This window comes from Lactobacillus sp. UMNPBX15, assembly GCF_002553785.1.
Taxonomy (GTDB): domain Bacteria; phylum Bacillota; class Bacilli; order Lactobacillales; family Lactobacillaceae; genus Lactobacillus; species Lactobacillus crispatus.
The window spans coordinates 25990-46160 of sequence record NZ_PCYV01000005.1; the positions used below are offsets into that span (position 1 = coordinate 25990).

Consider the following 20171-nt stretch of genomic DNA (forward strand, 5'->3'; position numbering starts at 1 on the left):
TTCTTCCTTTTTTATATCTTATCTAAAATTTCTCTTTTCGAATTATGATTTTGATAATATTGGTCCTGATCAATGAAATCATGTACTTGATCATAAAATTTCTTCCAATAACGGTATTTTTGATACTGCTTTTGCCACTCCCGTGCTTCCTGCAAGTAATTACCAAGAAGTCCATTAATCTGATCGATATGTTTAATCACCTGATTAGCATGATACAATTGCTCTTCCACCTGCTTTTGAGTTAACGTTGACTCCTGATCTTCAAAAAATAGAACATTTTCTTGATAATTTTTTTCTTCTTGCAATTGTTTACTATTATCCATTTCTTCTTTGATAGCTGCAATTTCGTCTGGCTGTAATCCAATTCCAGTTTTAGCTTTGACTAATAACGACTGAATATCTGCCAATTGCACAACATCTATTCCCATTTTTTGATAACGGTTCGAATCAGTCAATGTGAACTCATCATCTGTTCTACTTACAAATACAACCACGTTTCTGATTAATTGATCTATATTTGGCAAGCGTCTCAATAAATTAATAATCACTGGGTTGTTGCTTTTTTCTAGGACATATTTAATACTTTCTTTATGCTTGGCCACTTGATCAGCTATCTGATCATAATCGACCTGCACATTATACTGTCCATTTTTACTTGTTCGTGCTTTGGTTTCCAAGCAAAAAATCCCGCTAGTCGTAATTATCACATGATCAATTTGGTTACTCCCTAAACTATTCTTTTTTTCATAGGGATATGGTAACAGTAAATTATGAATTATTTCTTTTCCTGTCTGCACTTCACGTAAACGAGAATTCACTAATTCTTCTGCGGCAGCGCCTGCCAAGAGATTGCTAAGATGGCGCAAATCACGTTGAGATAAAATATTCATAGGTCGCAAATGTTTTATTTGATTCAAATGTAGTTCAGTCATTCTTTTTTGAAATGCGTTTACTTTTTGATTGTAAACCTTATAGCCAGAATTAATTGCCCGAATTCGTAAAACATTTTGCAGAGCCAAAGCTCGTTTCAAATCACGTTTATTATTCAACAAAGTTTTTTCAACTATCATAGCATCATGAACAGTCTGTGAATCAGTTACTTTTTTATGTGTAATCCAAGCTTTTTGATAGCTAGCATGATTTTCTAACTCATTCACATACTGATTTAAGTCATTTTCCAAAGGCAAAATTTTGTTTCTACCTTCTTTGACTATTGAGCCATAATAGCGCAAATTTTTTGTAATTTCGTCTAACTCATTGAATTCATGTTTGCCATAATGGTAAGTTACCTTAGTTTCTCCATTCCAACTAGTCTTACGCCAATAATGACCATCCGTCTTACCAAATTCAACTAATTCCGCCACTGAACGATCTAAATAGTACTTAATCAAATAATGACAATGGCCTTTATTGTCAAAAATGCGTCGCTTAATATAACCTGGTCGCATTAATTCAATGATCTGAAAGGTCAAGTTCTTATGATTAGGAAAACGGTATGGTAATCTTTTGCCTGCAATTTTTTCAATTTTAGTTATTTCTTTCTTATCTGTTACAGATAATTCTATTTTTTTCATTTTCTTCTTTTTTCGCTTTTGAAAAAAATAATAGGTTAATATGCCTACTGTTAGTGTAATTATTGTAATATCCATGTTAATTATCCATATTTTGGAACGTATGTTTAGACAGCAATAATTATACCATGATTTTGTATAATGAAAAAGCCCCTTGTTTTAACAATTCAAGGGGCTTTTATCCTTATAATTTGATATTTTCCATTCCAATCATTGGATCAATTTCACCAGAATATATTTTTTCCGGGGTTAGAACAAAATCTTCTGCTACTTCTGCTTTATCGGTTTCATTCTCCATTTCTTGAGCTTTTTCGTGCTGCTTGCTTTGATCAGATTTATCCAATGATTTTTTAATACCCAATTGCTGACAAATCTTCGCTGCTAAGCCAGTCTTACGATCATTTCCCGGCGTCTTAAAAGCTGCCACAAATGCCCGTGGATCACCAACTAACACTAAGTTTTTCTCAGCTCGCGTTATTGCAGTATACAAAAGATTTCGTTTTAGCATCACAAAATTCTGCATGGTTAGATTCAAGATTACCAATGGAAATTCTGAACCTTGTGATTTATGAATAGTGATTGCATAAGCCCGGGTCAGATCATTTAAATCTTTTCTAGAAAAGGCAACTTCTCTTCCATCAAAATCTGCAATCATGCATTCCTTGGCATCATCTTCATCAATGCTAATGATCTTACCAATTTGTCCATTATAAATATCTTTTTCAGGATTATTTTGCAATTGCAGAATACGATCGCCAATTCGGAAAACTTCATTATGTGCTTCTAATACCTTACTTTTAGGCTGAGATGGGTTTAAAATTGCCTGAATAACATTATTAAGGTTAGTTACACCACCATTGCCAAGATACATCGCGCTAAGCACTTGAATATCATCTTTTGCAAATCCACGTTTTAAAGCAAGTTTAACAATTTGTCCAACTGCATCCCCTACTAATTCGGGACGACAGCTAATAAAAGAATAATTCTTTGTTTTCTTAAACAAGGCTTGCTGATCTTTACCCTCATTAACATCATGCGCCAAAGTAATAATCGTTGAATCATCACCCTGTCTATGAATCTGCTTCAAAATAGTAGTTGGAAACGCTTGCGATTTAATCAGGTCACTGAAGACATTGCCAGCTCCAACCGAAGGTAACTGATCCTTATCACCAACGAAAACAATATGCCGCGTATCATGAATACTTGCCAAAAGTTGTTTAAAAAGGAACATGTCAACCATCGACATTTCATCAACAATTAAGATTTCACCATTTAACTCATTCAAGTCCTGAGTGTTAGTATCACCAATACCTAACCCCAACATTCGGTGAATTGTTTTAGCACTGATTCCGGTAATTTCACCCATTCTTTTAGCTGCACGTCCAGTCGGTGCTGCTAGTAAAAACGGAGGATCTTCACTGTAAAGAGCGGAGGAAGGAATCTCAGCCAGCTTGCGTAATACTAATAAAATTCCATTAATGATAGTAGTTTTACCTGTACCTGGTCCACCTGTCAAAATAGAAATCGGTTGGTTAACTGCGTTTTTGATGGCCAACTTCTGTGTATCGTCGTAGTGAATCTTAAGTTCCTTTTCAGCATCCTTGATTGCTTGCTCTACCTTTTTATCATCATATTGTTCTCTTTTTTTATCTTCTTTTTTTTCTACCAAGTTTTTCATCAAGCGAGCAATATCAACTTCTGTTTGATAAATATTTTGTAGAGCAGCATTCTCACCATCAACTATTACTTTGCCAGCTTCTTGTAAACTATTAATACAGCTAGCAATTGGGTCGAATTGATTGATTTGAAGCAATTTACTTGCTTCTGTTAATAACTCAGCTAAGCCTACATAAGTATCTCCCTCACCATTTAAAGCATCGAGTAATACTTGATAAACAGCACCTTTAATTCTACGTGGATCATCACTAGCAATATCTAATTGGCTTCCCATCATATCCGCGGTTTTAAATGCAAAACCCGAAATATCATTAACTGCTGCATAAGGATCTTTCTCTAGTTTTGCTAATGCTTCACCATGATAAAGCTGGTAAACCCGTCCTGCAATACGCTTATTAATGCCGTATTTAGCCAATTTTAAAATTACTTCTGAATAAGAATCCATCGCATTTAGTCCTGCCAAAAGACTGTCCTTTTGCTTTCTAGTTAAAGAAAGCTTATCAATCTTAGCTGGACTTTCCTTCAATACATCTAAGGCATTTAGCCCTAATTCATCAATAATCGTAGTCGCAGCCTTTTTACCAATTCCAGGGAACTTATTCGAACTCAAATACTTAGTTAAAGATCCCTCTTCATGTGGCAAGACTTGCTTATAGTTATTTGCTCTAAACTGCAAGCCAAATTTTTCATGCATTACTAGTTTACCCTCGAAGCGATAGCTGCTATTAATTTGAATATCGCCAAAATTCCCTGTCACCTTAATATCGGGACGAGAATAATCGGATAAAGTGCCGATAATTTCAACGTCAAGAATTTTATACAAGTCTTTACTATTTTCAAAAACAATCCCGTTAACCTTACCGGTAAATTCATTCATAATTTTTCTTTTCCTTGTCATTTAGCATCTTCATAATTGAAGCATACTGATTCATTGCTTGCTGATAATACTTAGCATCCATCTGCTTAGCTTGAGCAAAATATTTCTGAGCCTGGTCACGATCTTTTTCTAATGTAGTGACACCTAGTAAAAAATAAACTTTCGCATTTTTCTTATTATCAGGAATTGCCAAATACATTTGCTGAGCCTGTTGATTCTCACCCAAACTTAACCAAATATCGCCTAGCAATTCCTGAATTCGCTCATCAATTTTTTTGATCGTCAAAGCATAAGCTAAAGCTTTTTGGCCTTGCCCTAATTTTAAGTAAGTTAGTGCCTTTTGATAAAGAGTTAAGTCATCATTAGGTATCTGATCTAATAAAGCCAGTGCCTTATCAAAATCGCCTTGCATGTAATAACACACTGCCAGATTATAATTTAATTCTTGTGGCTCTTTAACCAGATGCTGGGCCTGCTCCAATAGCTTCTGTGCTTGATCCAAGCTTCCTTGCTCAATTAAATACGTCGATAGCTGCAAATAATTAGCAACTTGTTGTGGATGCTGATCGATTTTTTTGATTAAAAGATGAATGGCTTGTTCTACTTTACCTTCATCATAAAGTTGCGCTATTTTTTGATCCATTATAACGAGTCCGTCTTCGATAATTTACGTCCTAAATAACTAGTTTCATTCCACACTACCGGTTTAAAAGTCTTTCCGCCATCTAGTGTTTCTAAGACAGTTAAAGAGGTATTGCTAAGGCCGCCATTTTTGCGAATATCTTTCAATGGATAGCCTAAAAGTCCACCCATAATAGCTGATAATGCCGCACCATGACTAACTGCTAGAATCTTATCATCATCGTCAGGAAATCTTTGTGCCATTTCTTGAGCAAATGCTTTTCCACGAGCAATAACATGTGGATAATCCTCACCATGAAGTTCAGTCGGATCATATTTATCTGGATGGTGCCAAAAATTATCCATTTGTTTAGGGAATTTTTTCTCTGCATCCCCAAACTTCATTCCCTCCATATCGCCCAAATTAAACTCTCTGAGTCGTTCATCGATCACAACAGGTAAGTTAGCGTTCATTGCATCATCGATGCCCTGAGCGGTATTAAAGGCCCGATCAAGCGGACTGGCAAAAATTCCTCTAAATTTAGTTCCTTGCAAGTGATGACCTAATTTTTTTATATCTTCTAAGCTTTGTGGCAAAAGTGGTGAATCTCCATGTCCTCCTTGGAAGCGACTAGCTAAATTCCACTCAGTTTTGCCATGACGAACAAAATAAATTTGCATTGCTTAAATCCCCCTAATTGTCTAATCAATAAGAATAGTTTAGCACAAAGAAAAAGGCGTTCGAAAAATCGAACGCTCTTTTTGCATATTTTTTAAACTAATTGTAATTGCTTTTCTTCTTGGTAAGCAGCATCAATATTACCGCCGCCTAAACATTCTTCACCCTTGTATAAAACAAGTGCTTGACCTGGTGTAACTGCACGAGCTGGCTCATCAAAGTAAACATCAGCAGTATTGTCTGCGGCATGATACTTAACAGTCACGCCGATATCACATTGACGATAACGGAACTTTGCAGTACAGTGCATCTCAAAATCATGATCTGGCTTACCAGTAAAGAATGACATATCACTTGCCTTCAAGCGACTAGCATATAGAAGTGGACTATCATAGCCCTGCTCTACAATTAATTCATTCTTCTTAAGATCCTTGCCGACCACGAACCATGGATCAGTTGATTCCTTAGTTGAGCCCAAGCCCAAGCCCTGTCTTTGACCAATGGTGTAGTACATTAAACCAGCATGCTCACCAACTACCTTACCATCAGGAGTGACCATCTTACCTGATTTAGCTGGTAAGAATTCACTTAAAAACTTTCTAAAGTTTCTCTCACCAATAAAGCAGATACCTGTAGAATCTTTTTTCTTCGCGGTAGCTAAACCATTAGCCAAAGCAATCTCTCTAACTTGTGGCTTAGTTAGGTTAGCTAGAGGGAAAATAACCTTACTAATCTGCTCTTGACTCAATTGGCTCAAAAAGTACGTCTGGTCCTTGTTACCATCCTTAGGACGCATCATATGAGTAACACCATTGGCATCCTTAACAGTCTTAGCATAGTGCCCCATTGCAATGTAGTCAGCATCCAAGTCCATCGCAAATTCCAAGAACGACTTGAACTTAATCTGACTATTGCACATTACATCAGGATTAGGGGTTCTTCCCTTCTTGTATTCATCCAAGAAATATTCAAAAACGCGGTGCCAATACTCTTTTTCAAAATTAATTGAATAATATGGAATACCAATCTTATCGGCAACCTTTTTTACATCTTCATAGTCTTCAGTAGCTGTACAGACGCCTGAATCATCGGTATCATCCCAATTCTTCATAAAGACACCAACAACATCGTAGCCTTGTTGTTTAAGTAAAAGTGCTGAAACAGACGAGTCAACGCCACCACTCATACCTACAACTACTCTAGTCTTGCTATTGTCAACCATTATTCAATCAATCCTTTACTTCAAGCAAAATCTTACGCTCCTCAAGATCCTTTAAAATATAATCTAAAAGTTCTACAGTAGGAGCTAATTGCTTATTTTTAAAAATATTAACCTTCTGCAAACCGTTGCGATCAGTAATAACCATAGTTAAATGCGACAAGTCCTTATTAATGGTCATCTTTAACTTAGTAGGCGCGTTATAAGGTGAATCATTGTAAAGGGGATGTTCATAATTAAAATTACCCTTAGCTGTCTTCACAAAGCCAGCATCAATCAAAGCATAAAGCTTCAACTCAGGATTCAAAGTAAACTTACGTTTATCACCATTAATCACAACTGTATTTGCCATAATTTCCCTCACTTATTTATAATAAGATACTTTCTTTTTGAAAGCAACTATTTATTTTTAGATTGAATTCTTTGTACAATTTTTACTAATTCTTGAGCGAATTGCTCAATTTCTTCATCCGTATTATAACGCCCAAATGAAATTCGGATCGACTCATTTATTCTTGGTGAATTTTCTCCAAAACAAGCAATTAAAACATGTGATGGCTCCAAAGAACCAGCAGTACATGCTGAACCGCCTGACACGGCAAATCCATTCAAATCAAGATTTGTTTGTAAAGAAGTAGTAGATACACCATTGAGATGCAGATTAAGCACATGATGTGAGTAACCCGGACCATACCCACCATTAATTTCATAATTAATTTGATGATCGTCTAATTCCTTTAAAATAATGTCTTGATAATGAGCATATTTCTTTTGCAAAGCATCACGACCAATCTCGGATACTTCACGGACAGCTTCGCCAAAGCCGGCAATTCCTGGTACGTTCTCTGTTCCAGCTCGACGTTTGGTTTCCTGCTCACCGCCTAAAATCAAATTTGGAATATCGATATCCGCATTTTCATATAAAAAGCCTAAAAACTTAGGTCCATTAATTTTATGTGCAGAAACAGACAGAAAATCAATGTTCATGTCCTTAACATCAATTTTAATTGTGCCCATTCCCTGAACATTGTCAACATGGAAGTAGGCGTTTGACTCTTTGACTAAAGCTCCAATTTCTTTTAGCGGCATGATCGTACCAACTTCATTATTAACCGCCATAATTGAAACTAAAATTGTATCTGGAGTTAATTCTTTTTTTAATTGATCTAAAGAAATATGACCGGTTTGATCTACCTTTAAGTAGACAACATCATAGCCCTCATCTTCTAACCGTTTCATAGGATTTAGCACAGATGGATGTTCAATTGGTGTAGTAATAATCTTTTTACCAATATTTTTACGACTATAAGCAGTTCCAAAAATTGCAGTATTATTACTTTCTGAACCACCTGAAGTAAAAATAATTTCTCCATCTTGAGCATTAATATCTTGGGCAATTTGATGTCGAGCTCGATCAATTGCTTTTCTTGCCTGACGACCTAATTCATAAGTACTAGAAGCATTACCAAAATCATTTTTCATTTCATTAGTAATAATATCTATTACCTTAGGTGACATTGGAGTGGTGGCAGCATTATCTAAATAAATTTCACGCACGTCTAATTCATCTTTTCTACATAATCACTAATTAACTTCGCTGCTTTAGCGCCAACTTTTTTAACAAAGGTTTCGAAATCCTCTTCTGCACTACCATCTCCATTATCAGAAATTGCACGCATGGCAACTAAAGGCTTCTTAAATGCATGAGCAACTTGTGCAAAAGCGGCACCTTCCATTTCACAGGCTAAAGCTGTTGGAAAATTTTGACGAATTTCATCTTTTTGTTTAGATGAAGCGACAAATGAATCACCCGTTACTACCAATCCTTCACGGAAAGAAACACCTGCCTCTTTCAAATATTCTGCAAAGGCAGTTCTTTGTGGTGAATCAAGTACAAATTGGGCTGGTTGTTGAGGGATTTGACCTTCAACGTAATCTCCAGCTGCAGTATTATGTGCATCATAATAAGCAAATGTATTTGGCAGAACTAGATCTTCTTGATGAACATCTGGTGCCAGAGTACCTGCTGAACCAGTCATAAAAATGACATCAATATCAACACAACTCAACAAACTGGCTAAGTTCATTGCAGCTTGTACCTTTCCGATACCACTTAAACCTAAATATACATCATTGCCATTAACAGAAAAATGTTCGAATTCTGTTGATCCGAACATTTCTTTTGTTTCTGCATGGAAATGATCACGATAAAATTCAGCTTCTTCCGCCATTGGGACGATAATCGCAATCTTCAATTTATTTCCTCAGTTCCACTATAAATGAAATAGTGCTAATAGCACCAATATAATTAAAACAATCACTATCAGGATAGCACGATTCAATCTTTTTTTCAGTCTTAAAGACTTCTCTTGGCGAATCGTTTCCTTATCACTCGATTGATTATGCTGATAAAATTCTTGTCCATCCCCAGCCAGAGGGCGTCTTCTAGGTTCTTCTTCAGAGCCATCCCGCTTAAAGTCAGGATTTACATCTACTTCTTCTGAATCATTATCAGAAAAGGAAGATTTTAGCTTACTAAGTAGGCTTTTTTTCTGCCTTTTACGATAATCAGAGCGTTTTTCTACCATAACTAATCCTTATTATCGGTCTGAGCATTACGCAACATCATATTTTCCCAAACAGTAATTGCATAAATTGTCTTTGCATCAACAATTTTTCCTTCAGCCAATAAAGTTTTTAATTCATCTAAGCTATACCAACTAGAAGTTAAAAATTCATCTGCATCCAGTGCCCGCTTATCAGTCAATTTAGTTAAGGTATCACAATAGAAAAGATACATCTTTTCATCACAAAAACCAGGAGAAGAATAGAATTCACTGACCTTTTCCCAGTAATCTGCGCGATAGCCACCTTCTTCATTCAGCTCACGCTTCATTGCATCAAGCGGACTTGCATCAGTGGAATCAACCAAACCAGCTGGAATTTCCAAAGTAATCTGCTTAATTGGTTCCCGCCATTGCTTTACTAACAACATCTTTTGTTCATCATTAATTGCAATAACAGCCGATGCAGGCTTATGCTTAATAACTTCTCTAGTTGCAGTTTCACCATTAGGAAGCTTAATTGTGCGAACAGCCAGATCTAAAATACGTCCTTGAAAAATCTGCTGTGACGAGATTTCTGTTTCCTTTAAATCCAAAATCCCAGCTCCTTTTTAGGCTAAATAAACATTTACACATTGCAGACCATTTTTACCTTGAGCTAACTGATATTTAACTCTTTGACCTACTTGCAAAGTTTTATAGCCTTCCTCTTTAATTGCTTTATAGAAGACAAAATATGACTTATGATTACGATCATCTTCAATAAAGCCATAGCTACTGCCTTCATCAAATTGTTTTACAGTACCTAACCGCATTAGTTTTCAAATCCTTCTTGAACAGCTTCTGGGTAATCTGCTTCAACGATTTTAGCACAACGACCACAAAGCATTGGCAACTTTGGATCTACGCCAATATCAGTTCTAATCATCCGACAACGAGGACATACTTCGCCTTCAGCATGTTCAACTACTACACTAGCATTATTCAATTGCTCTGCATTATCAGGTGCTTCACCATCAGCAATAGTTAACTTAGATACAATTAGAATTTGTCTGAAATCAGCATCCAAGTCTTGGAGCATTGCCTTAGTTTCCTTATCTGGGTAAATAGTTACTGTTGCTTCAAACGATTTACCAATTAACTTCTTATTTCTTGCATCTTCTAGAGCCTTCAAGACGTCATCACGCAACTTCATGAATTTACCCCAATTTTCAAGCAAATCATCATGGTTAGCATATTCTTCAACTTCTGGCATATTAGCAAGTTGAACGTAATCTTCAGGTTCTTTCAAGAAGCCCCAGATTTCTTCCATAGTGTGTGGCAAAATTGGTGTTAAGATCTTAGCCAATTTAACAGCAGCGTCGTAAATAACAGTTTGCATTGAGCGACGATCATGGCTGTTTTCACCATCAATGTAAAGTACATCCTTAGCAAAATCAAGATAAAATGCAGAAAGATCATTAGAAACAAAGTTGAAGACCTTCTTGAAGACAGTAGTAAAATCAAACTTGTCGTAAGCAGCAAGACAGTCTTTAACTAAGTCATTTAATTTCACTTCCATGTATTGATCAACTGAACGAAGATCAACATAAGCAACGCGATTTTCTTTTGGATCAAAATCACTAGTGTTGGCCAACATGTAACGGAAGGTATTTCTGATCTTACGGTAACTTTCTGCAGACTGCTGCAAAATTCCCATTGAGACTGCAACATCAGAAGTAGTATCAGCTTGAGCTACCCAAAGACGAATAATTTCAGCACCCATCTTCTTAATTACATCGTTTGGTGAAATTACATTGCCAAGTGACTTAGACATCTTGTGTCCCTTATCATCAAGCACAAAGCCTTGTGATAATACTTCTTTATAAGGTGCCTTACCAGTTACTGCAACAGACGTAATCAAACTCGAATTGAACCAACCACGGTATTGGTCACTACCTTCAAGATAAAGATCAGCTGGATAGTGTAAACCATCACGTTTTTCCATTACGCCTGACCAAGATGAACCAGAGTCGAACCAAACATCAAGAATATCTTTTTCTTTAGTAAACTCGCCATTTGGTGAATGTTCTGAAGTAAAGCCTTCTGGCAACAGTTCCTTAGCTGTATGAGTGTACCAAGCATTTGAACCTTCTTTTTCAAAGATCTTGGCAATATGGTCAATCGTTTCTGGAGTAACAATTGGGGTACCGTCTTCTGCATAGAAGATCGGCAATGGTACACCCCAAGCACGCTGACGAGAAATTACCCAGTCGCCACGATCTTTAATCATGTTGTAAAGACGAGTCTTCCCCCATGAAGGAATAAAGTTAGCTTGTTCAATTTGATCCAGAATTTGATCTCTAAACTTAGAAATTGAAGCAAACCATTGAGTAGTTGCTCTGAAGACAACGGGCTTCTTAGTACGCCAATCATGTGGGTATGAGTGAGTAAAGAAGCTTAACTTGAGCAAAGCGCCAGCCTTTTTAAGCTTATCTGCTACCACCTTGTTAGCATCATCATAGAACATTCCTACAAGATCTGGATCTGGAATATCTTTAGTAAAGCGACCTTGTGCGTCCATTGGACTGAAGACCGGGATACCATACTTTTGACCAACACGGTAGTCATCTTCACCAAAACCAGTAGCGTTGTGAACTAAGCCGGTACCGTCATCATCAGTAACATAGGTGTCATTCATTACCAAACCATATTGGCCTACACCGGTCTTACCATAAAGGGGATGCTTATAAGTCATCCCATCAAAATCAGTACCTTTTAATTGTTTAAGTACTTTGTAGTCCTTCCAGCCTAAGTCTTCTGCAACGACTGGCAAACGATCTGAACCAATTACATACTTCTTACCGTCAACTTCTACTAAGGAGTAGTCAAATCTTGGATTAACGGTAATACCCACGTTACTTGGAATAGTCCAAGGAGTAGTAGTCCAAATTACTAATGAAACATCTGAATCTAAGATACCTTTACCATCTTTAATTGGAAAAGCAACATAAATTCTAGGTGATTTAATATCATGGTATTCTACTTCAGCTTCAGCTAAAGTGGATTCACTTGACCATGACCAGTAAACTGGCTTCAAGCCCTTATAAATATAACCTTTTTTATACATTTCTCCAAAGACGCGAATTTCTTGTGCTTCAAAGTCATGTTGCAAGGTAATATATGGATTATCCCAATCTGCCATAACGCCTAGACGCTTAAAATCGGCCATTTGCTTTTGAACTTGTTCTTCAGCATATTGTCGACAAAGCTCGCGATACTTAGCACGATCCATTGTCTTACGGTCAACGCCTTGCTTAGCTAATTGTTGTTCAACTGGAAGACCATGAGTATCCCAACCTGGTACGTATGGTGCATAATAACCGTTCATATTCTTGTAGCGAACAATGATGTCTTTAGAAATCTTGTTCAACGCATGTCCCATATGAATATTACCATTAGCAAATGGAGGGCCATCATGTAAATCAAAACGAGGCTTACCTTCGTTTAACTTTAATCTTTGTTCATATAACTTGTTATCTTCCCATTCTTTTTGCCATTCAGCTTCACGAACAGGTAGATTACCGCGCATCTTAAATTTAGTTTTACCTAAATTAAGAGTATCTTTGATTCTCATTAACAAAATTCCTTTCTAAAAAAGAAAGCCTCATCCTAAAATTAGGACGAGGCTAACCGTGGTACCACCTAAATTGAACTTATTATAAGTTCCACTTAACTTTGCGTAACGTGCAAATACCGTTTAGATTAATTAGGCAGCTGATCAGCTCTTAGGCTCTTATGCTAGTCTTCCACCATCACTAGCTCGCTGAATTGCCTTCAAGCTTTACTGTCAATCTAATATGCTTATTTTTTATAGTCGTCAGGAAAAACAATTGTTGGGCCTAAAGGATCTGATTTCATTTCAGGCTTAACATTAATTGTTTCATGACTTGGACTGTCCCCGGTCATTGGTTTAGGTGCAGCATTTTCTTCATTATCTGCATCGTCAGAATCATCCGGTTGATCCAACTCCAAATCATCAGGGCCTTGAGAAGAGTTTACGTCATTTTCATCATCATTGTCAACATCTTCATCTTCAACGTCTTCATCATCAGCACTTACTGGCTCCGAACCATCATCTGGATAATAACGCTCTAAGTTGAAGTAATCATCCAATGCATGTTGCCACTTTTCATCATTCAAATTATCGATTTCAGTCTGTAGCATTTCTTGAATATTACTACGAAATTCACTAACTTGCTCTTTTACACGCATATAATCCGTAGAAATAGTATCTTGTTGATGCTTTTGGAAGTTAATATTATCTTCCGCTTGCTTTTTGGCATCCGCAATAATCTGCTTAGCCTCTGCTTCTGCTTTCTCTCTCATTTCATCAGCAGTTTGTTGTGCCGAAATTAATGATTTATTTAAAGAACGCTTTTTTTCGTTATATTCATTAACTTGATCTTGATAATCATCTACTTTTTCTTGTAAATCAGTTAACTTTTTATTTAAAGAAACTACTTCATTCTTCAAGTCAACCACTCGATCAAGTGTATCACCATAATCATCAACAATCTGATCTAAGAAGCTATCTACTTCAAGACGATCATATCCATTACGACCACGCCGTTTAAATTCCTTGTTGTGAATATCCATCGGGGTCAATTGTGTTTCTTTGTCTGCCAAAGTCTGAGCACCACCTTATATTTACCTTTTCTTGTAGTCGAAACATCCTCAATCAAAATCCGACCAAAGTGTCTTAAACTCAAGACATCGTCTTCTTTAATCATTATATTAGAATCTGCTATTTCATGCCAATTTAATTTAACCAGCTGACTATTAATCATCTTTTGAATTTGACCGCGGCTTTGTCTGCTAATACCCGATAATACAGCATCAATTCGCATTGAGGCAACTATTTCCGTTTTTTCAATCGAATCATCCTCAGGAACCAAAACTTCTTTGAAGCTAATCGGTCTCAGCTTTACTTTTGCTCTGCCAATGCGGTCAATTTGCTCTTCAAAAAATTCCGTCATTTCTTTTTTAGTGAAAAACTGCCATTTTCCTTGATTATCAGTAATAATATCGCCAAAAATACTTGTATCAATACCCGAATTCGCCAAGGTACCTAAAATAACACTATGATTTATTTTAGTAAATTTTTGCGGATATTCAATTTCATACGGCTGAATCTGATAATCACTCGGTCGCAGATTAAGCCATTCTTCACTTAAATAAACTCGCTTTTTCTCTGCATTAGAATAGCCACCATACTCTTGAACAAATGCATCATTACCAACAATTGTTCTTAAAATTGCTCGTTTTCCCGGATCCAAAAAATCAGTCAAAATTGGCTCATGCTTAAAAATCAGCTGATTAAAAAGACCAGTAAAATAGTCAATTACTGGTCTTTCCTCTTGATTAAAATGTGGGTAAAACTTACTTGCCTGTCTGCGTTCCATTACACCATCATCCTCAATAAAATATCAAATATCCATCTTAAAACATAGTTTTGAATGAAATATAAGATAAATAAAGCAATAATTGGCGAGACATCAATTCCAGTTGAATAAGCTAATCTCGCAAATGGACCTTTTCGAAACAAATTTAAATATGGATTTACAACCTTGTCTAAAAAGCGACCAACAACAGAATTACTTAGCATTGGTAGCCAACTCATAATTGCATCAATCACGATCAGCAGACTATAAAGCCATAAAATCCACGTAAGTGCCAAGTAGATTAAATTTAATATATTAACCATTAGCTTAAATTGTCTTTCTTATCCACTAAATCACTAATTTTGCCATCAGTAACAAACTTTGGTGGAGTTGCTAAAAAGATTTTATCACCAATACGTTGGATTTCACCATTTAATGCATATACAGTACCCGTGATGAAATCAACAATCCGACGTGCTGAACTGTCTTCCATTCTGCTAAAATTAATCACTACTGCTTTATTATTTAATAAATTTTGTGCAACATCCTTAGCATCGGAATATACCCGTGGTTCATATAAAACAATCTTGCTTTTAGCCGAATTCAAGCCTGATTTAATTGAAACCACATTATCGCGATTAACTGAGTTCAGAGGCAAGTCTTCATTTTCATTTTTAGTCTGTGAGGCATATTCTTCGTCATTTTCTAATTCATCATCATTAGAAATTCCGAAAAATCTTCCTAATTTATCAAAAGCCATTTATACTACCTCCAAAACTAGTTTTCACTACGATGTTTAAAAAATGGAATATCACTGTTATCGTCACTATCGTCCTGAGCGCTAGTTTCAATTTGAGAAATACTATCCTGGTCTTCATCACTAAAAGTATCAAAACCCTCATAATCTTTCTTAGGCTCAGTAGGTTGGGTATTTCTTCTTTGATTGTCTTCGCTATCATTTAGTCCCCAAACACTGGTTGGATCAACCATCGTTTGCTTAGGCTGCTCAGGTTCTTGTTTTTCAGCAGCGGGCTGAACTGTTTGTGGTCGATCAACTAGTTGCTTAGGTTCTTCAGCCTTAGGAGCTTCTTCTTTTTCTTTAACTGGTTGAGCCTTAATTTGGTGGCTACGACCTGGTAATTGCTTAGAAGCAGCTTCTTCAACCTTAGAATCAATTCCAGTAGCGATTACAGTTACTACCACCTCATCGCCCAAGTTAGGATTAATTGAAGTACCGAAAATAATGTTTACATCGTCACCAGCAGCCTTAGAAACAATCTCTGAAGCATCTTGAGCCTCAAATAATGTAAGGTCAGGTCCACCAGTAATGTTAAGTAACACTTGCTTAGCACCATCAATAGAAACTTCTAATAATGGTGAAGAAATCGCCAGCTTAGTAGCTTCAACTGTTCTATTTTCACCACTAGCACGGCCAATTCCCATTAAAGCTGCACCTTGATTTTCCATTACAGTCTTCACATCAGCAAAGTCCAAGTTTACGTAGTCAGTTGAAGTAATCAAATCAGAAATACCTTGAACACCTTGCTTCAAGACATTATCAGCTTCCTTGAAGGCATCCATCATAGGAGTCTTCTTGTCAACCATTTCAAGCAAACGATTGTTAGCTATAATAACCAAAGTATCAACATATTGCTTTAGCTGAGTAATACCTTCTGCAGCGTTTTTAGAGCGCTTAGGGCCTTCAAAACTGAATGGACGTGTAACTACGCCTACAGTTAATGCGCCCGTCTCACGCGCAATTTTTGCCACTACAGGAGCCGCACCAGTACCGGTACCGCCACCCATACCAGCAGTAATAAAGATCATATCTGCACCCTTAAGTGCATCTTCAATCGTTTGTTCACTCTCTTCTGCAGCTTTTTGTCCTACTTCAGGATGTGAACCAGCACCCAACCCACGGGTCAACTTAGGCCCTAGTTGAATCTTGTTTTCAGCTTTGTTGCTGTTCAAAGCCTGAACATCAGTGTTTGCTGCAATAAAAGAAACACCTTGTACGCCATCGTCAATCATTCGGTTAACAGCATTGCCGCCGGCACCACCAACACCAATTACTTTGATGACAGCATTCTTATTGTCGTCTGAATCGAATGTAAAATCCATTAAATTAACCACCTTTAATCAAAGAATTTCTTAAAGAAACTCTTCAAGCTATTAGTTTTTTCTTGCTTAGTATTATTTTCATCGTCTGGCGCAGATTCTGTTCTGGCAGACATTTTGCTTCTATTATAAGCTTCTTTGGCTTCACTTTCACTATTAGAAGTCGTACTTTTAGAAATCTTGGTACTTTTTGGCTGAGAAACGGGGTCTTCCATAGCGGGTTCACCAAAACCATAGATTACGCCATTAACAAGATAGTCAACTTCAGACATCTTATATGAATAGTGGACGATACCATAAGCAGCTGTATAAATCGGATTACGCATACCAATTTGATCTGGTTCATAAATTCGGGCCTTAACATTTAACCCATTAGCAGTCAGACTATCAATTCCTTGTAATAGGCTACTACCACCTGTAATCACAATACCACCTGGTTGCTTCAATGCATTATGCTTAACTAAACCTTTTCCTAAACGAGTCAAAATTTGTTCTAAGCGTGCATTAATAATTTCACTAAGATATACTTCGTCAACCATTTGCTGACTATTTGCACCAACACTATTAATAGCAAATTTATCGTTTTTTGAGGCAAATTGTGGATCCGCAAATCCATAGTCCAACTTAATTTGTTCAGCGTCCTTTTTCGAAATACTTAAAACAGCAGAGATATCATTAGTAATATCGCTTCCGCCTTCTAAATCGATGTTGGCATACTTAATTTGGCCATTTTTAATAACAGTTGCCGTACTTACGCCACCACCAAGATCGATAATTACCGAACCAAAAGTTTTTTCACTTTCATTCAATGCTACACTTGAAATTGCTAAAGGCGTTGGCACAAAGAAATTATTATGATAACCGGCTCTTTCAATAGCCTTCTTGATATTGTGCAAAGGACTAGTAGGTGCAGTTAATAAAATTCCACTAACACCCAAGGAACGTGCAATCATTTTTCTTGGATCATCAACTTCAGTTTTACCATCAATCAAAAAGCGACTCGGCAAAAATGTAATTGCTTCACGATCATCCTTAGCTGCTGAATGAATCGCAGATCTAATCGTTCTTTTTACATCATCATTATTTACTTCTTGCCCTTGTTCACCAACATTAGCAAAACCAGTTGCAGTTTCCAGTTGTAACATCCCTACCGGAATTCCTGTAACTACACTATAAATCTTGGCGTTTGTTTTTTCTGCTACACCTTTTAATGCACGACTAATTGCACTAGCAGTTTGATCAATATCTACTATTTGACCGTGTCGCATTCCTGAATTTGGCGTTGTAACTGCACCGATAACCTTACCAGAATCTGCAACAACGGCTTTTACACTTGTGGTTCCTATATCTAAACCCACTAAAAGATTTGAATTCTCCAAAATTAAGCCCCCATTAATATTTGCCTTGAAAAAATTCTAACATAAATAAACTTGCAAAACAGCTACGATATGCCATAAGCTTTCTTTTCACTAGAAGTTAATGGTCTACTAAATGCACCTATTTCTAAATCAATAAGGCTATGTTTACCAGCTTTAATTCTAATAGTATCATAATATTTTAGTTTGCTATTCAAAGTAGCAGTATTGCCAATCACTACATTACCGTCCTTCATTACTAAAATAATTTGTGAATTTCGTCTGGTATTCCCACTTAATAATTTTACATGATTTTTAAATGAATTAGGTAAACTGTTAAATAACTTTAAATCATTTTTTAATTCATCTGATTTATTATAGCCAACAAAAATAGGTTTATCTTGGTTCACTTTTGTCCAAGGTAGAGCTCTCGTACCTATTTTTCCATTATCCAAAATCTTTCGGTAAGAATCACCATCTTTTAAGTAGCCCACGGTTTTACGTTCATTAATTTGTAAAATCAATTGATTAATATGACCTAAATGAACTTGTGCACTTTGAATTTCTGGATATTTTTGGGATAATCTTTGACTCAAATCTTTTTGTTGAAACAAGTAATCAAAAACTTTATCGCTAGCCTTGATCTTGGATACCTTAACAATTTCTTTAGCAGGTAAATGCTCTGCACCAATTATTTTAACAGTACTGATATTCGCTAAAGGTGAAATATAGTATCCTAAACCAGCTATCGCCAAAACTGAAACCGTCATTATCAGACCTAGCCTACGTCGTAATGATCGTCGTCTTTCTGCCTGTAAATTTGAGAGTGAGGCAGAAATCTTGGTCTGCGATTTTCGACTATTCCTTTGTTGGTTAAATTCATGATTCAAGTACGGAGACAATTCTTTCCTTGGATCAATCTTAGTTACTGGCTTTTTGGCCATCTGCCTCACCTACCTCCTAGCGTGAAATTTCTTCCATCACCTTAATCACTTGATCAGATGCATCAGGTACGCCTAATGCCTTAGAAGCTTTGCTCATTTCAGTAGCATACTTTTCATCGAGCAAAATATGGTCAATTGAAGAGACAAAATTATTTGGATTTAAATCATCTTCTGGAATAACCAATGCTGCACCAGCTTTTTCTAAATCAAGCGCATTCTTCATTTGATGATTATGAGTTACATTAGGGCTTGGAATCAAAATAACGGGTACACCTAATGCAGTAAATTCTGCAATACTTGTTGCACCAGATCTTGAAACAACACAAGTCATTTCTGGCAATAGACCTGGCATGTTTTTAATGTATGGCAAAACTTTAATATTATTACCAATATCAACGTTCTTAATTTTTTCTTGTACCTTATCAAAATAAAAAGTACCTGTTGCCCAAATAATTTGATATGGCTTTTGCTTTAGCGTCATTAATGACTTAAGCATAATTCTGTTAATTGCTAATGCTCCACGGGACCCACCAAATACTAAAACAGTTGGCATTTTTGGATTTAATCCCCATGTTTTTTCAAGATCAATTTTTTCTTCGTGCAAGCTTAAAACTTGTTGTGACCGTGGATTACCTGTCTTAACTAGTTTCTTCTTTTCTGAGAATTCCTTTGCAGCATCATCAAATGTATAACAAATTTTATCCACATAATGACCCAAAAATTTATTAGCTAATCCAACCACTGAATTAGATTCATGAATCATTGTTGGAATATGCATTTTAGCTGCTTCATAAACCATAGCACCGCTAACGTAACCACCTGTACCTAAAACGACATCTGGTTTAAAGTCCCGTAAAATTTGGCGTGCGCTTTTAGTAGCTTGTAAAAATAGCTTGATAGTCTCAAAGTTTTTTAACGGATGTTTACGGTTAAAGCCTTGAATCTTAATTGTTTTAAAGTTAACACCGGCTGCTGGAACAATTTTTGATTCCAATCCTTTTTGTGTACCTACAAATAAGATTTCATCGTTTTTACTAATACCGCGTTCTTTCAAACGTTCAATAATTGCCATAATTGGGTAAATGTGACCGCCTGTACCGCCACCTGTAAAAATAACTCTCAT

20 protein-coding genes are annotated in these 20171 nt (G+C 36.4%); all 20 read right to left on the bottom strand.

The window, feature by feature from the left end:
* Nucleotides 1-11: 11 nt before the first annotated feature.
* The 20 genes from CP366_RS02505 to murG all read right to left on the bottom strand — a co-directional run bounded on the left by CP366_RS02505 (nucleotide 12) and on the right by murG (nucleotide 20171).
* Nucleotides 12-1649 (bottom strand): nuclease-related domain-containing protein, encoded by a 1638-nt coding sequence (locus tag CP366_RS02505; protein WP_089147653.1) that lies wholly within the window; start codon nucleotides 1647-1649, stop codon nucleotides 12-14.
* A gap of 106 nt (nucleotides 1650-1755) precedes the next feature.
* Entirely contained in the window at nucleotides 1756-4125 is a 2370-nt protein-coding gene (locus tag CP366_RS02510; protein ID WP_089146705.1) for an ATP-dependent RecD-like DNA helicase, read from the bottom strand.
* Nucleotides 4118-4768, bottom strand: coding sequence for a lipopolysaccharide assembly protein LapB (locus CP366_RS02515; protein ID WP_005718865.1), 651 nt, complete (start codon nucleotides 4766-4768; stop codon nucleotides 4118-4120). The genes CP366_RS02510 and CP366_RS02515 overlap by 8 nt, the downstream gene beginning before the upstream one ends.
* Nucleotides 4768-5427, bottom strand: coding sequence for a histidine phosphatase family protein (locus CP366_RS02520; protein WP_005718864.1), 660 nt, complete (start codon nucleotides 5425-5427; stop codon nucleotides 4768-4770). The genes CP366_RS02515 and CP366_RS02520 overlap by 1 nt, the downstream gene beginning before the upstream one ends.
* Nucleotides 5428-5519: 92 nt before the next feature.
* On the bottom strand, nucleotides 5520-6647 hold the full coding sequence (mnmA, locus tag CP366_RS02525; protein WP_013086164.1) for a tRNA 2-thiouridine(34) synthase MnmA: 1128 nt from the start codon (nucleotides 6645-6647) through the stop codon (nucleotides 5520-5522).
* A gap of 7 nt (nucleotides 6648-6654) precedes the next feature.
* Nucleotides 6655-6996: a DUF1831 domain-containing protein gene (locus CP366_RS02530; protein WP_013086163.1), complete on the bottom strand. Its 342-nt coding sequence runs from the start codon at nucleotides 6994-6996 to the stop codon at nucleotides 6655-6657.
* 47 nt (nucleotides 6997-7043) lie between these two features.
* Complete coding sequence (locus tag CP366_RS02535; protein WP_089147654.1) at nucleotides 7044-8201, bottom strand: cysteine desulfurase family protein; 1158 nt, start codon at nucleotides 8199-8201, stop codon at nucleotides 7044-7046.
* A gap of 2 nt (nucleotides 8202-8203) precedes the next feature.
* A complete protein-coding gene (locus CP366_RS02540) occupies nucleotides 8204-8899 on the bottom strand; it encodes a 5'-methylthioadenosine/adenosylhomocysteine nucleosidase (RefSeq protein ID WP_089147655.1) in 696 nt (231 codons plus the stop codon).
* Nucleotides 8900-8917: 18 nt separating this feature from the next.
* Nucleotides 8918-9232, bottom strand: coding sequence for a hypothetical protein (locus CP366_RS02545; RefSeq protein WP_013086162.1), 315 nt, complete (start codon nucleotides 9230-9232; stop codon nucleotides 8918-8920).
* A gap of 2 nt (nucleotides 9233-9234) precedes the next feature.
* A complete protein-coding gene (locus tag CP366_RS02550; protein WP_005724551.1) occupies nucleotides 9235-9804 on the bottom strand; it encodes an NUDIX hydrolase in 570 nt (189 codons plus the stop codon).
* 15 nt (nucleotides 9805-9819) lie between these two features.
* A complete protein-coding gene (locus tag CP366_RS02555) occupies nucleotides 9820-10023 on the bottom strand; it encodes a cold-shock protein (protein ID WP_005721332.1) in 204 nt (67 codons plus the stop codon).
* Nucleotides 10023-12824, bottom strand: coding sequence for an isoleucine--tRNA ligase (ileS, locus tag CP366_RS02560; protein WP_089147656.1), 2802 nt, complete (start codon nucleotides 12822-12824; stop codon nucleotides 10023-10025). The genes CP366_RS02555 and ileS overlap by 1 nt, the downstream gene beginning before the upstream one ends.
* 227 nt (nucleotides 12825-13051) lie before the next feature.
* Nucleotides 13052-13876 carry a DivIVA domain-containing protein gene (locus CP366_RS02565; RefSeq protein ID WP_089143177.1) on the bottom strand — a complete coding sequence of 275 codons (825 nt, stop codon included), beginning with the start codon at nucleotides 13874-13876 and terminating at the stop codon, nucleotides 13052-13054.
* Complete coding sequence (locus CP366_RS02570) at nucleotides 13852-14652, bottom strand: RNA-binding protein (RefSeq protein WP_065990433.1); 801 nt, start codon at nucleotides 14650-14652, stop codon at nucleotides 13852-13854. The genes CP366_RS02565 and CP366_RS02570 overlap by 25 nt, the downstream gene beginning before the upstream one ends.
* Complete coding sequence (locus CP366_RS02575; RefSeq protein ID WP_005718845.1) at nucleotides 14652-14954, bottom strand: YggT family protein; 303 nt, start codon at nucleotides 14952-14954, stop codon at nucleotides 14652-14654. Before CP366_RS02575 ends, CP366_RS02570 begins: the two co-directional genes overlap by 1 nt.
* Nucleotides 14954-15391: a cell division protein SepF gene (locus CP366_RS02580; protein ID WP_005718844.1), complete on the bottom strand. Its 438-nt coding sequence runs from the start codon at nucleotides 15389-15391 to the stop codon at nucleotides 14954-14956. The genes CP366_RS02575 and CP366_RS02580 overlap by 1 nt, the downstream gene beginning before the upstream one ends.
* A 17-nt stretch (nucleotides 15392-15408) precedes the next feature.
* Nucleotides 15409-16752: a cell division protein FtsZ gene (gene ftsZ / locus CP366_RS02585; RefSeq protein WP_013086158.1), complete on the bottom strand. Its 1344-nt coding sequence runs from the start codon at nucleotides 16750-16752 to the stop codon at nucleotides 15409-15411.
* 14 nt (nucleotides 16753-16766) lie between these two features.
* Nucleotides 16767-18128: a cell division protein FtsA gene (gene ftsA / locus CP366_RS02590; protein ID WP_089147657.1), complete on the bottom strand. Its 1362-nt coding sequence runs from the start codon at nucleotides 18126-18128 to the stop codon at nucleotides 16767-16769.
* Nucleotides 18129-18190: 62 nt separating this feature from the next.
* Nucleotides 18191-19048: a cell division protein FtsQ/DivIB gene (locus tag CP366_RS02595; RefSeq protein ID WP_089143176.1), complete on the bottom strand. Its 858-nt coding sequence runs from the start codon at nucleotides 19046-19048 to the stop codon at nucleotides 18191-18193.
* Nucleotides 19049-19064: 16 nt separating this feature from the next.
* Nucleotides 19065-20171 (bottom strand): undecaprenyldiphospho-muramoylpentapeptide beta-N-acetylglucosaminyltransferase, encoded by a 1107-nt coding sequence (murG, locus tag CP366_RS02600; RefSeq protein WP_023488121.1) that lies wholly within the window; start codon nucleotides 20169-20171, stop codon nucleotides 19065-19067.